The organism is Kitasatospora sp. MY 5-36 (genome assembly GCF_001182915.1).
Classification (GTDB): Bacteria; Actinomycetota; Actinomycetes; order Streptomycetales; family Streptomycetaceae; genus Kitasatospora.
In genome coordinates this window covers 1-13,886 of the sequence record NZ_LFVW01000288.1, presented here as the reverse complement: position 1 = coordinate 13,886, position 13,886 = coordinate 1, and the positions used below count along the sequence as shown (strand labels likewise).

The window sequence follows — 13,886 nt, the reverse complement described above, 5'->3', positions numbered from 1 at the left end:
CTGCTCGCCGCCGCGGCCGCCGAACGGCCCGACCCCGGCCAGGTCGCCGACCTGGCCGCCAGGGTCGGCGACTCGGTCGTGCGCACCGCCGAGATCCTCGCCCACCGCCGCACCGCCGCCGTGCCCGGCGGGCCGGAGCGCTCACACTTCCTCGCCGCCGAGCAGTCCCTGCTGCTCGGCCACCCGCTGCACCCCACGCCGAAGAGCCGCGACGGCCTCGGCCCGGCCCAGAGCGCCGCCTACTCGCCCGAACTGCACGGCTCCTTCCAACTGCACTGGTACGCCGTCGACCGCGAACTGCTCGCGGCCGGCTCCGCCGTCGCCGAGAGCGCCGAACGGCTCACCGCCGGACTGCTCGACGGCGCCGTGCCGCTGCCGCCCGGCACCGCCGCCGTCCCGCTGCACCCCTGGCAGGCCCGCGAACTCGCCCACCGCCCGGCCGTCGCCGCCCTGCTCGCCGACGGGCTGCTGCACGACCTCGGCCCGGCCGGCGACCCCTGGTACCCCACCTCCTCGGTGCGCACCGTCTACCGGCCCGGCACCCCGTGGATGCTCAAGCTCTCGCTCGGCCTGCGGATCACCAACTCCCGCCGGGAGAACCTGCGCAAGGAACTGCACCGCGGCCTGGAGATGCACCGGCTGCTGGAGAGCGGGCTGGCCGCCGAGTGGCGGGCCGCCCACCCCGGCTTCGACATCGTCCGCGACCCGGCCTGGATCGGCGTCGACCACCCCGCCCTCGGCGACCCGGGCGGCCTGGACACCGTGCTGCGCGCCCAGCCCTTCGCGCCCACCGACCGGGCGCTGTGCGTCGCCGGCCTGGTCGCCGAACAGCCGCTCGGCACCGGCGACACCGTGCCCTCCCGGCTCGGCGACACCCTGCGGGCCCTGGCCGTCCGCTGCGCCCGCCCGCTGCCGACGGTGGCCGCCGAATGGTTCCTGCGCTACCTGGACGCGGTCGTGCTGCCCATCCTCTGGCTGGACGGCCGGGGCGGCATCGCCCTGGAGGCCCACCAGCAGAACAGCCTCGTCCTGCTGGACGCCGAGGGCTGGCCCTGCGGCGGCCGCTACCGCGACAACCAGGGCTACTACTACCGGGAGAGCGCCGCCGCGCGGCTCGCCGCCCGGCTGCCCGGACTCGGCGCGGACAGCGACACCTTCCTGCCGGACGACGTGATCGACCACCACTTCGCCTACTACCTCGGCATCAACCACGTGCTCGGCCTGATCGGCGCCCTCGGCTCCCAGCGGCTCGCCGACGAGACGGTGCTGCTGGCCGCGCTGCGCCGGTTCCTGGCCGGCCCGCGGGCCGCCGCCACCGGCTCGGCGCTGCCCGCGCTGCTGCTGGACGCGCCCGCGCTGCCCTGCAAGGCCAACCTGCTCACCCGGGTCAACGGCATGGACGAACTGGTCGGCCCGGTCGCCAGCCAGTCCGTGTACGTGGACATCCCCAACCCGGTGGCGGGTGCCTGATGACGGACGACGGGTGCCGGGTGCCGGACGGCCTGTCCGGGTGGGGCGCCGTCCCCACCCCGGCCGGCGAGTTCCGGCTCGGCCCGGTCCGGCTGCCCGCCGACCTGGCGCTGCTCGCCCGGTGGATGAACGACCCCGAGGTCGACGCCTTCTGGGAGCTCGCCGGGCCGCCGGAGGTCACCGAACGGCACGTCCGGGCCCAACTGGACGGCGACGGCCGCAGCCTCCCGTGCCTCGGCCTGCTCGACGGCGAGCCGATGAGCTACTGGGAGGTCTACCGCGCCGACCTCGACCCGCTCGCCGCGCACTACCCGGCCCGGCCGTACGACACCGGCGTGCACCTGCTGCTCGGCCCCGCCGCCAGCCGCGGCCGCGGCCTGGGCGCCGTCCTGCTGGCCGCCCTCGCAGAATTGATTCTCCGCCGGAATCCGCGCTGCGAACGGGTGCTGGCCGAGCCGGACGTCCGCAACCGGCGGTCCGTCCGGGCCTTCGAACGGGCCGGATTCCGGGCCGCCGCCGAACTCGACCTGCCCGACAAGCGCGCCGCCCTGATGGTCCGCGACCGGGCCGACGGGCCCGCCGCGCAGGCCCAACTCCCCGCCTAGGACGACCCTGTGGACACCTCGACACCCCCTCCGTACGACCTGCTCGGCGTCGGCATCGGCCCGTTCAACCTCTCGCTCGCCGCACTCGCCGAACCCGTCCCCGGCCTGCGCACGCTCTTCTGCGACCAGCGCCCGGAGTTCCGCTGGCACCCCGGGATGCTGGTCGACGGGGCCCGGATGCAGGTGCCGTTCCTCGCCGACCTGGTCTCCCTGGTCGACCCGACCAGCCCGTGGTCCTTCCTCAACTACCTGCGCGACCAGGACCGGCTGTTCCCGTTCTACTTCGCCGAGCGCTTCCAGCTGCCGCGCCGCGAGTACGACCACTACTGCCGCTGGGCCGCCGAGCGGCTGGCCAACTGCCGCTTCGGCACCGAGGTCACCGCCCTGCACTGGGAGGCGCCCTGGTACCGCGCCGAACTGACCGACACCGCGACCGGCCGGCGCTCCGAGGTCAGGGCCCGCAACCTCGCCCTCGGCGTCGGCACCCGGCCGGTGCTGCCCGAGGCCTTCGCCGCGCTGGCCGGCCACCCGCGGGCCTTCCACTCCGCCGAGTACCTGGACCGCCGCGCCGACCTGGCCGGCGCCCGCGACATCACCGTGGTCGGCAGTGGGCAGTCCGGCGCCGAGGTCTTCCTCGACCTGCTCCGGCGCCACGAGGGCGACGACGTCCGGCTGCGCTGGCTCACCCGGACCAGGGCGCTCGCCCCCATGGAGTACTCCAAGCTCGGCCTGGAGCACTTCACCCCCGACTACACCCGCTACTTCCACGGCCTGCCCGCGGCCGTCCGGGACGCGCTGGTCACCGCCCAGTGGCAGCTGCACAAGGCCGCCAGCGCCGAGACCCTCGCCGAGATCCACGACCACCTCTACGAGCGCACCATCGGCCGCCCGATCGACGCCGCCCCGGTCGAGATCACCCCCGGCACCGCCGTCGACGCCGCCCGCCCCGGCCCCTGCGGCGGCCTCGAACTGCACTGCCGGCACACCGACTCCGGCGCCGAACACCTGCTGCGCACCGACGCCGTGGTGCTCGCCACCGGCTACCGGGCGGCCCGCCCGGCCGCGCTCGAACCGCTCGCCGAACTGATCGACTGGGACGAGGCCGGGCGCTACCGGGTCGACCCGGACCACCGGGTCGCCACCCGGCCCGGACTCACCGGCGGGCTGTACGTCCAGAACGCCGAACTCCACACCCACGGCGTCGGCACCCCCGACCTCGGACTCGGCGCCCACCGGGCCGCCGTGATCCTCAACGCCGTCACCGGGCGCACCGTCCACCGGCTGCCCGGCCGCACCGCCTGGACCGGCTTCGCGCCGCCCGGCCCCGCCGGGCCCGCCGACCAGCCCACCCCCGCCGGTCCCGTAGAACAGTCCGCCCCGGCACCCCCGCCGCGGAGATGGCGGACCTCACCCCCGCCGGTCCCGTAGAACAGTCCGCCCCCGCCGTCCCCCGCCCCCAGGAGTTGACCCGTGCCGCAACCGTCGGCCGCTGAACCGCCGCTCCACCTGCCCCCGCACCTCACCGCCGGGCACTGGCAGCGGGCCGGCCGCGCCCTGCTGGCCAAGATGCTGGGCGAGTTCGCCTACGAGGAACTGCTCCGACCCGTCCCCGGCGACGAGCCCGGCGAGTACCGGCTGGAGCTGCCCGAGGCCGAGTACCGCTTCACCGCCCGCCGAGGCTCCTACGACAGCTGGCAGGTCGACCCGGAGTCCGTCCGCTGCTCCCGCCCGGACGGCCTGGACCCGCTGCGCTTCCTCCCGTACGCCCGGCAGACCCTCGGCCTGCGCGGCGAGACCACCGGCCACCTGATCCGCGAGCTCTCCGCCACCCTCACCGCCGACGCCCGCCAGCTCGCCACCGCGCTGACCGCCGCCGAACTCGCCGACCTCGACCACGCCGCGCTGGAGGGCCGGCAGACCGGCCATCCCTGGATCGTCCCCAACAAGGGCCGGATCGGCTTCTCCGCCGCCGACGCCGCCCGCTGGGCCCCGGAGGCCCGCAGCCCGCGCCCGCTGCCGTGGATCGCCGTGCACCGCCGGCTCGCCGAGTACCGCGGCGTGCCCGGCCTGGAGCGGCCCGAGCAGCTGTACGCCCGCGAGCTGGACGACGTGGACGCGCTGCGCGCCGCGCTCGGCCCGGACGCCGAGGACTACCTGCTGCTGCCCGTCCACCCCTGGCAGTGGGACGAGACGGTCCTGCCGCTGTTCGCGCCCTGGATCGCCTCCGGCGAGATCGTCCCGCTGCCCTCGGACGGCGACCCACGGCTGCCCCAGCAGTCCATCCGCTCCTTCTTCAACACCGCCCACCCCGAGCGCTGCACCGTCAAGCTGCCGCTGTCCATCCTCAACACCCTGGTCTGGCGCGGCCTGCCGGTCGAGCGCACGCTGGCCGCGCCCGCCGTCACCGCCTGGCTGCTCGGACTGCGCGACGCCGACCCGTACCTGCGCGACGAGTGCCGGGTGATCCTGCTCGGCGAGATCGCCTCCGTCACCGTCGACCACCCGCTCTACCGCGAGCTGCCCGAGGCGCCGTACCAGTACAAGGAACTGCTCGGCGCGATCTGGCGCCAGCCGCTCGGCCCCTTCCTGGACGGCGGCGAGCGCGCCCGCACCCTGGCCTCGCTGCTGCAGACCGGCTCCGACGGGCGGGCGCTCGCCGCCGAGCTGATCGACCGCTCCGGCCTGCTCCCCGGCGACTGGACCGCCCGGCTGTTCGCCGCGATGATGCCGCCGCTGCTGCACTTCCTCTACCGCTACGGGCTGGTCTTCTCCCCGCACGGCGAGAACGCCATCGTGGTCTTCGACCCCGCCGACGCGCCGGTCCGGCTCGCGGTCAAGGACTTCGTGGACGACGTCAACCTCAGCGCCCAGGACCTGCCCGAACTGCGCGGCCTGCCCGACGAGGTGGCCGAGGTGCTGCTGCGGGAGAGCCCGCAGGGGCTCTGCCAGTTCATCCACTCCGGGCTGTTCATCGGCGTCTTCCGCTTCCTCGCCCCGCTGCTGGAGGCGCAGACCGGACTGCCCGAGACCGAGTTCTGGGCCCTGCTGCGCGCCGAGGTGCTGCGCTACCAGGACCGCTTCCCCGAGCTGCGCGAGCGCTTCGAGCTGTTCGACCTGTTCCGCCCCCGGATCGACCGGCTCTGCCTCAACCGCAACCGGCTGCTGATGGACGGCTACCAGGACCGCCCGCACCGCCCGCACGCCGCCCGGTACGGGACGGTGCCGAACGCGCTGGTCGCCGTGGACGTGCGGATGCCCGGGCAACGGGACCGGATTGTCACCCCCGCCCCGTAGGCTGGGAGGGTCATGACGAACGACTCCGAATCCCACGACTCCGAATCCCAGCGGGCGGCAGTCCTCGGCGACGAGGCCGAGGAAGCCGTCGCCGTCCCGCGCTCGCGGATCCCCGAACTGCTGCACGCCGCGGTGGCGGCCGTCGGCGGTGTGGAGCGCCCCGGCCAGGTCCGGATGGCCGAGGCCGTCGCCGACGCCGTCGACCACGCCGAGCACCTGCTCGTCCAGGCCGGCACCGGCACCGGGAAGTCCCTGGCCTACCTGGTGCCCGCGCTCGCCCACGGCGACCGGGTGGTGGTCGCCACCGCCACCCTGGCGCTGCAACGCCAGCTGGTGGAGCGGGACTTGCCGCGCACCGTCGAGGCGATGCACCCGGTGCTGCGCCGCCGCCCGCTGTTCGCGATGCTCAAGGGCCGCTCCAACTACCTCTGCCTGCACCGGGCCAACGAGGGCACCCCGAGCGACGAGGGCGAGGGCCTGTTCGACCCGGTGGACGCGCTCGGCGGGCCCACCGGGAAGCTCGGGAAGGACGTGCTGCGGCTGCGTGACTGGGCCGACGAGACCGACACCGGGGACCGCGACGACCTCAGCCCCGGCGTCTCCGACAAGGCCTGGGCCCAGCTCTCGGTCACCTCCAAGGAGTGCCTGGGCGCCACCCGCTGCCCGTACGGCCAGGAGTGCTTCGCGGAGAAGGCGCGGGAGCGGGCCAAGCTGGCGGACGTCGTGGTCACCAACCACGCGATGCTCGCGATCGACGCGATCGAGGGCGCGCCGGTGCTGCCCGAGCACGGGCTGCTGATCGTGGACGAGGCGCACGAGCTGGTCAACCGGGTCACCGGCGCGGCCACCGCCGAGCTGACCGTCGGCGCCGTCAACCGGGCGGTGAAGCGGGCCGCGCGGCTGGCCAACGAGAAGGCGGTGGACGCGCTCCAGGCCGCCGCCGAGAACTACCACGGCCTGATGGAGACCGCCCAGCCCGGCCGGGTCGAGGAGCTGCCCGAGTACCTCGCGTACGCGGTCACCGCGATCCGGGACGCCTCCCGCCAGGTGATCACCTCGCTCGGCGAGACCAGGGACAAGGGGCTCAGCGACGAGGACGCCGTCCGCAAGCAGGCGATGGCCTCGGCCGAGGCGCTGCACGAGACGGCCGAGCGGCTGCTGGAGGACTCCGAGTACGACGTGGTCTGGATCGAGCGCAGCGACCGCTACGGGCTGGGCACCGCCTCGCTGCGGGTCGCCCCGCTGAGCGTCTCCGGGCTGCTGCGCGAGGGGCTGTACAAGGAGCGCTCGGTCGTCCTCACCTCGGCCACGCTCAAGCTCGGTGGGGACTTCAACGGCGTCGCCGCCTCGGTCGGCCTGCCCTCCGAGACGCGGCTGCCGGACGTCCGCACCGCCGGGGACAACCCGGACGCCAAGGCGGGCTTCGGCGAGGACGCGGTGCCGCACTGGCGCGGGATCGACGTCGGCTCGCCGTTCAAGTACCCCAAGCAGGGCATCCTGTACGTCGCCAAGCACCTGGCCGACCCCGGGCGCGATCCCGAACGGCCCGACATGCTGGACGAGTTGGCCGAGCTGATCGGCGCGGCCGGCGGTCGGACGCTGGGCCTGTTCTCCTCGATGCGCGGCGCCCAGACGGCCGCCGAGGCGATGCGCGAGCGGCTGGACCACCGCGTCCTGCTCCAGGGCGAGGACACCCTCGGCGAGCTGATCCGGGAGTTCGCCTCGGACGCGACGACCTGCCTGTTCGGCACGCTCTCGCTCTGGCAGGGCGTGGACGTGCCCGGCTCGGCCTGCCAGCTGGTCGTGATGGACCGGATCCCGTTCCCCCGGCCGGACGACCCGCTGATGAGCGCCCGCCAGAAGGACGTCGAACAGCGCGGCGGGAACGGCTTCATGGCCGTCGCGGCGACGCACGCGGCGCTGCTGATGGCGCAGGGCGCGGGCCGGCTGGTGCGCGCGGCCGACGACCGGGGCGTGGTCGCGGTGCTGGACCCGCGGGTGGAGACCAAGCGGTACGGGAGCTTCTTCCGCTCCTCGATGCCGGAGTTCTGGTACACCACGGACCGCAACCAGGTGCGCCGCTCGCTGGCGTCGATCGACGCCTCGGCGGCGCCGGTGCGGCCGGTGGTGAAGCGGGGCTGAGGGCACCGGCCGCCCGGCCCGTGGAACGCCGGAGGGGCTCCCCGCACTGTGCGGAGGAGCCCCTTCCCGGTGTGTGTGGTGGTGCGGTGCGTGCTGGTGCGTGTTGCTGTGCGCGCCGAGGCGGCGCGGGTGCGCTCAGAGGCGCACGGGGGCCGCCCAGGGGCGGCGCCGGACCGCTCAGAGGCGGCGCAGGACCGCGACGACCTTCCCCAGGATGGTCGCGTTGTCGCCGTTGATCGGCTCGTACGCCGGGTTGTGCGGCATCAGCCAGATCCGGCCGTCCTCGCGCTTGAGCCGCTTCACGGTGGCCTCGCCGTCGATCATCGCGGCCACGATGTCGCCGTTCTCGGCGACCGGCTGGCGGCGCACGGTGACCCAGTCGCCGTCGCAGATGGCCGCCTCGATCATCGAGTCGCCGCGCACGGTGAGCGCGAACAGCTCGCCCTCGCCGACCAGCTGGCGGGGCAGCGGGAAGACGTCCTCGACCGTCTGCTCGGCCAGGATCGGCCCGCCGGCGGCGATCCGGCCGACCAGCGGGACGTAGGAGGTGGAGGGCCGGCCGGCCGTCTCGGCGGTGTTCGGACGGGCCACCTCGACGCCGCGGACCTCGTAGGCGCGAGGGCGGTGCGGATCCCGGCGCAGGAAGCCCTTGCGCTCCAGGGCCATCAGCTGGTGGGCGACCGAGGAGGTGCTGGACAGGCCCACGGCCTGGCCGATCTCGCGCATGGACGGCGGGTAGCCGCGGCGCTGGACGGAATCCCGGATGACCTCGATCACCCGGCGCTGGCGCTCGGTGAGGCCGGCCTCGTCGGTGCGGATGCCGGGGGGGCGACCGGGCATCGCCCGGGCGGGGGAGGTGTGGGAGTCGTCCATGGCGGTGGAGTGTTCGATCGGCTGGTCGGGAACGCGGGTCGCCCCGGAAAGGGCCGCGCCGGAGAGGCGGTGGTCTTCGCTACGGTCCATGCTGCTGTCCACACCCTGCTGATTCGTGGTGCGCTGCCCCACCTTGAACTGGGAGTGTTCCTGCACCGGGATGGTGTTGCTTTCGATCGTGTTCACGGCGGCCCCTCTCGACGGCTGTCCTCTCCCCTTTTCCAGCCCAACGCGCCTCCTATCGAAAGGTTGCGCCAAACACACGTTCGAGTGAATTATTCGGGAGTTGACTGACTCGATCAAGGCTTTGTTGTACATCGAGTAAATGTTCGAGCGAAACTCGCCCCCGGCAGTCTAATCGGGCCCCTCGCGGCATCGACACGCCAAGGCGCTCACCTCCCCCAGACTCCTAGATGTAGTGGCTACAGTCCTCTCCGTGCCCAGTACTAGTGGTCGCCCCGCATGATCAGCTTGCCGAGGCCGGGGGCGCATCGCATAGACTCAACAGGTCCGAACGTTCTGCCAGGGAGGGATCCCGAGGTGCACTGCCCCTTCTGCCGGCACTCCGACAGCCGTGTTGTCGACAGCCGGACCACCGAGGACGGCAGCTGCATCCGCCGTCGTCGGCAGTGCCCGGACTGCGGACGCCGCTTCACCACGGTGGAGACGGCCGCGCTGATGGTCATCAAGCGCAGCGGGGTCACCGAGCCGTTCTCCCGGCAGAAGGTCATCACCGGCGTCCGCAAGGCCTGCCAGGGCCGCCCGGTCACCGAGGACGCGCTCGCCCAGCTCGGCCAGCGGGTCGAGGAGTGCGTGCGCGCCAGCGGCAGCGCCGAGCTGACCACCCACGACGTGGGGCTGGCCATACTCGGCCCGCTCAAGGAACTCGACGTGGTCGCCTACCTGCGCTTCGCCTCCGTGTACCAGGCGTACGACGGACTGGAAGACTTCGAGGCCGCCATCGCGGAGCTTCGCGCAGAACGGCCCCGCACCCCCGAGGCGGACGACACCTGCGTGTCCGTGTCCGCCGCCGCGCCCTAGGAGGCGCCGGGCCCCTCGCGGGCCCAGCCACCCGCACCACCACGGCCCCGCGGGGCCCACGCGTGCCCGAAATCGGGGCACAGAACACTACAAACCGTGCGTAAGCAGGCAGGGTTCCTGCCTGCCCGCACACCGGAAGAACGAACCAGCAGTGCCCGGACTTTTCAGGGCACTTCGGGCGTTTGCCCAGGAGGAGGAGCGAGAAGTGACAGACACCACGAGCGGTTCCGCACGCGGGTCGAAGTCCGAGAAGGCCGCGGCCAAGGGCGCCAAGGCCCCGAAGGGCGGTCTCCGGATGGAGCGCATCTACACCACTCCTGGCGTGCACCCGTACGACGAGGTCCGCTGGGAGCGGCGGGACGTCGTCATGACCAACTGGCGTGACGGCTCGATCAACTTCGAGCAGCGCGGCGTCGAGTTCCCCGACTTCTGGTCGGTCAACGCCGTCAACATCGTCACGTCCAAGTACTTCCGCGGCGCCGTCGGCACCCCCCAGCGCGAGTGGAGCCTCAAGCAGATCATCGACCGCGTGGTGCTCACCTACCGCGCCGCCGGCGAGAAGCACGGCTACTTCGCCTCCAAGGACGACGCCGAGATCTTCGAGCACGAGCTGACCCACGCCCTCCTCCACCAGGTGTTCAGCTTCAACTCGCCGGTCTGGTTCAACGTCGGCACCAAGCAGCCCCAGCAGGTCAGCGCCTGCTTCATCCTGTCCGTCGACGACTCCATGGACTCGATCCTCGACTGGTACAAGGAAGAGGGCATGATCTTCAAGGGCGGCTCCGGCGCCGGCCTGAACCTCTCCCGGATCCGCTCCTCCAAGGAACTGCTCTCCTCCGGCGGCAACGCCTCCGGCCCGGTCTCCTTCATGCGCGGCGCCGACGCCTCGGCCGGCACCATCAAGTCCGGTGGCGCCACCCGCCGCGCGGCCAAGATGGTCGTGCTCGACGTGGACCACCCGGACGTCGAGGCCTTCATCGAGACCAAGGTGAAGGAGGAGGAGAAGATCCGCGCCCTGCGCGACGCGGGCTTCGACATGGACCTCGGCGGGGACGACATCACCTCCGTCCAGTACCAGAACGCCAACAACTCGGTCCGCGTCAACGACGAATTCATGACCGCCGTCGAGAACGGCACCGAATTCGGCCTGCGCGCCCGGATGACCGGCGAGGTCATCGAGACCGTCGACGCGAAGAAGCTGTTCCGCAAGATGGCCGAGGCCGCCTGGGCCTGCGCCGACCCCGGCATCCAGTACGACACCACGATCAACCACTGGCACACCTGCCCGGAGTCCGGCCGCATCAACGCGTCCAACCCCTGCTCCGAGTACATGCACCTGGACAACTCCAGCTGCAACCTCGCCTCGCTGAACCTGATGAAGTTCCTGCGCGACGACGACTCCTTCGACGCGGCGACCTTCGCCAAGGTCGTCGAGCTGGTCATCACCGCGATGGACATCTCCATCTGCTTCGCGGACTTCCCCACCGAGAAGATCGGCGAGACCACCCGCGCCTACCGCCAGCTCGGCATCGGCTACGCCAACCTCGGCGCCCTGCTGATGGCCACCGGCCACGCCTACGACAGCGAGGGCGGCCGCGCCCTGGCCGGCGCCATCACCTCGCTGATGACCGGCACCGCCTACCGCCGCGGCGCCGAACTCGCCGGCGTGGTCGGCCCGTACGACGGCTACGCCCGCAACGCGGCCCCGCACCAGCAGGTCATGAAGCAGCACGCCGACGCCTCGCTGGACGCCGTCTCCCACGACGACCTGGACGCCCCGGTCTGGCTGGCCGCCAACAAGTCCTGGCAGGACGTGCTCCGCCTCGGCGCGCAGAACGGCTTCCGCAACGCCCAGGCCTCGGTGCTCGCCCCGACCGGCACCATCGGCCTGATGATGGACTGCGACACCACCGGCGTCGAGCCCGACCTGGCCCTGGTCAAGTTCAAGAAGCTGGTCGGCGGCGGCTCGATGCAGATCGTCAACGGCACCGTCCCGCGCGCCCTCAAGCGCCTCGGCTACCAGGACGAGCAGATCGAGGCGGTCGTCGCCCACATCGCCGAGCACGGCAACGTGGTGGACGCCCCGGGCCTGAAGCCGGAGCACTACGAGGTGTTCGACTGCGCGATGGGCGAGCGCTCCATCTCGCCGATGGGGCACGTGCGGATGATGGCCGCGATCCAGCCCTGGATCTCCGGCGCCATTTCCAAGACCGTGAACATGCCGGCCGCCGCGACCGTCGAGGACGTCGAGGAGATCTACTTCGAGGCGTGGAAGATGGGCGTCAAGGCGCTCGCCATCTACCGCGAAAACTCGAAGGTCGGCCAGCCGCTCTCGGCCAAGAAGAAGGACTCCGAGGAGAAGACCGAGGCGGCCGCCCCGGTCACCCCGGCCGCCGTGGTCGAGAAGGTCGTCGAGTACCGCCCGGTCCGCAAGCGCCTGCCCAAGGGCCGTCCGGGCATCACCACCTCCTTCACGGTCGGTGGCGCCGAGGGCTACATGACCGCCAACTCCTACCCGGACGACGGCCTGGGCGAGGTCTTCCTGAAGATGTCCAAGCAGGGCTCGACCCTCGCGGGCATGATGGACGCCTTCTCCATCGCCGTCTCGGTCGGCCTCCAGTACGGCGTGCCGCTGGAGACCTACGTCTCGAAGTTCACCAACATGCGCTTCGAGCCGGCCGGCCTGACCGACGACCCGGACGTGCGGATGGCGCAGTCGATCGTCGACTACATCTTCCGCCGCCTGGCGCTCGACTTCCTGCCGTTCGAGACCCGCTCGGCGCTCGGCATCCACTCCGTCGAGGAGCGCCAGCGCCACCTGGAGACGGGCTCGTACGAGCCGCTGGAGGCCGAGGAGCTCGACACCGAGTCGCTCGCCCAGTCCGCCCCCGTCGCCGCCAAGCCGGCCGCCGTCCCGGCCCCAGCCCCCGTCGTTGAGGCACCCAAGGCGACCCCGAAGCAGGCCCACAACTCCACGGAGCTGATGGAGATCCAGCTCGGCCTCAACGCCGACGCCCCGCTCTGCTTCTCCTGCGGCACCAAGATGCGCCGCGCCGGCAGCTGCTACCTCTGCGAGGGCTGCGGCTCCACCAGCGGCTGCAGCTGACCGCGCCCGACCCCGGTGGTCGCCTCCTGAGGTGAACACCTGAAGCGGGGCGAGGACCTTCATCGGTCCTCGCCCCGCTTTTTCGTGTGCCTTTCTCGAGCCCCGGGCGTGCCGATGTCACGTTCCGGGGTGGTGTCCGGTCTGTAGGGGGTGACGGGGTTCCTCTGGGAAGGAGTGGCGCGGTGGTGGGAACGGTGCTGGTGACCGGGGCGACGGGGACGTTGGGGCGGGAGGTGGTGCGGCTGCTGGTGGCGCGCGGGGTGGCGGTGAGGGGGCTGAGCCGGCGGGTGCGGGACGGGGGCGACGGGGTCGAGTGGGTGGTCGGGGACCTGGTCGGCGGGGCCGGGGTGGCGGAGGCGATGGCCGGGGTCGACGTGGTCGTGGACTGCGCGACCACGCAGAAGAAGGCGGACGTGGCCGGGGTCCGGACGCTGGTGGCCCGGGCCCGGGAGGCCGGGGTGCGGCACCTGGTGTACGTGTCGATCGTCGGGATCGACCGGGTGCCGTTCGGGTACTACGCGACGAAGCTCGCCTGCGAGCGGGTGGTGCGGGAGTCGGGGCTGGGCTGGACGGTGCTGCGGGCGACGCAGTTCCACGACCTGGTGCTGAAGGTCTTCGACGCCTCCGTGAAGCTGCCGGTCCTCCCGGTGCTGAGCGGGGTGGCGTGCCAGCCGGTGGACGTACGGGAGGTGGCCGCGGCGGTCGCGGACTTGGCGGGGGAGGAGCCCGCCGGCTTCGCCCCGGAGGTCGGCGGCCCGCAGGTGCGTTCGTACCGGGAACTGGCCGAGGCCTACCTGCGGGCGGCGGGCAGGCGCCGGTTGCTGCTGCCGCTGCCCCTCCCGGGAGCGACCGGCCGCGGACTGCGGGCGGGCGGCAATCTGACGCCGGATCGGGCGGTGGGCCGGGGGACCTTCGAGGAGGCACTGGAGCGACGGTTCGGCGGCCGCTGAGGTCGGCGGCCGCCGGGACAGGACGGGCACCCGGGGCGTGAGGCGTGGTGCTCGGGTGGGCGTCGGGGCGTCGTTGTGTGGTGTGGGCGGCGTGAAGGTAGGAGATTGGCCGTCAACTGGCCGCTTGAGGCCTATGTCTGAATCGATATGATCGGCCGAAAGCGTGAACCGATCAGACGCCCGGAGACGTTTCGCTACGTCGCCGGGCGGACTGGTATGCGCCCGACCAGCTGTCGGCGGCCGCAACCGTCGCCGACCCGCCGCCCGCGCCGCCGCCCGCCGACGTTGCCGAGGACCGCACCGATGAGAGAAGCCACCAGCCCCGACGGCCGATCGCGCCGACGGCCCGCGCCGCGCACCGTCGCCCTGACCGCGGCCGCCGTGCTGCTGGCGCTGGTCGCCGCG

9 protein-coding genes are annotated in these 13,886 nt (G+C 72.8%); 8 read left to right on the top strand and 1 reads right to left on the bottom strand.

Going from position 1 to position 13,886, the window contains the following annotated elements; translation table 11 throughout:
* The 5 genes from AE652_RS48300 to AE652_RS20040 form a co-directional block, all read left to right on the top strand.
* On the top strand, positions 1 to 1,470 hold a 1,470-nt coding region (locus tag AE652_RS48300; RefSeq protein ID WP_049653463.1), incomplete at its 5' end, for an IucA/IucC family siderophore biosynthesis protein.
* On the top strand, positions 1,362 to 2,075 hold the full coding sequence (locus AE652_RS48295; RefSeq protein ID WP_049653470.1) for a GNAT family N-acetyltransferase: 714 nt from the start codon (positions 1,362 to 1,364) through the stop codon (positions 2,073 to 2,075). The genes AE652_RS48300 and AE652_RS48295, both read left to right, overlap by 109 nt.
* A 9-nt stretch (positions 2,076 to 2,084) precedes the next feature.
* Entirely contained in the window at positions 2,085 to 3,503 is a 1,419-nt protein-coding gene (locus tag AE652_RS20050; RefSeq protein ID WP_049653462.1) for a lysine N(6)-hydroxylase/L-ornithine N(5)-oxygenase family protein, read from the top strand.
* Positions 3,504 to 3,545: 42 nt separating this feature from the next.
* A complete protein-coding gene (locus AE652_RS20045; RefSeq protein ID WP_049653460.1) occupies positions 3,546 to 5,369 on the top strand; it encodes an IucA/IucC family siderophore biosynthesis protein in 1,824 nt (607 codons plus the stop codon).
* Positions 5,370 to 5,381: 12 nt separating this feature from the next.
* The gene (locus AE652_RS20040) at positions 5,382 to 7,511 is read left to right on the top strand and encodes an ATP-dependent DNA helicase (protein WP_082345849.1); all 2,130 of its coding nucleotides are present in this window, start codon (positions 5,382 to 5,384) and stop codon (positions 7,509 to 7,511) included.
* Between the two features lie 177 nt (positions 7,512 to 7,688).
* On the opposite strand, the gene lexA is transcribed toward AE652_RS20040, so the two are convergent.
* Positions 7,689 to 8,570 carry a transcriptional repressor LexA gene (gene lexA, locus AE652_RS20035; protein WP_310593172.1) on the bottom strand — a complete coding sequence of 294 codons (882 nt, stop codon included), beginning with the start codon at positions 8,568 to 8,570 and terminating at the stop codon, positions 7,689 to 7,691.
* A 354-nt stretch (positions 8,571 to 8,924) separates the two neighbouring features.
* Here lexA and nrdR point away from each other — a divergent pair, with 354 nt between their 5' ends.
* The 3 genes from nrdR (at position 8,925) to AE652_RS20020 (ending at position 13,481) form a co-directional block, all read left to right on the top strand.
* On the top strand, positions 8,925 to 9,425 hold the full coding sequence (nrdR, locus tag AE652_RS20030; protein ID WP_049653458.1) for a transcriptional regulator NrdR: 501 nt from the start codon (positions 8,925 to 8,927) through the stop codon (positions 9,423 to 9,425).
* Positions 9,426 to 9,630: 205 nt separating this feature from the next.
* The gene (locus AE652_RS20025) at positions 9,631 to 12,531 is read left to right on the top strand and encodes a vitamin B12-dependent ribonucleotide reductase (RefSeq protein WP_049653456.1); all 2,901 of its coding nucleotides are present in this window, start codon (positions 9,631 to 9,633) and stop codon (positions 12,529 to 12,531) included.
* A 182-nt stretch (positions 12,532 to 12,713) separates the two neighbouring features.
* Positions 12,714 to 13,481 (top strand): SDR family oxidoreductase, encoded by a 768-nt coding sequence (locus tag AE652_RS20020; RefSeq protein WP_369808309.1) that lies wholly within the window; start codon positions 12,714 to 12,716, stop codon positions 13,479 to 13,481.
* Positions 13,482 to 13,886 lie beyond the last annotated feature (405 nt).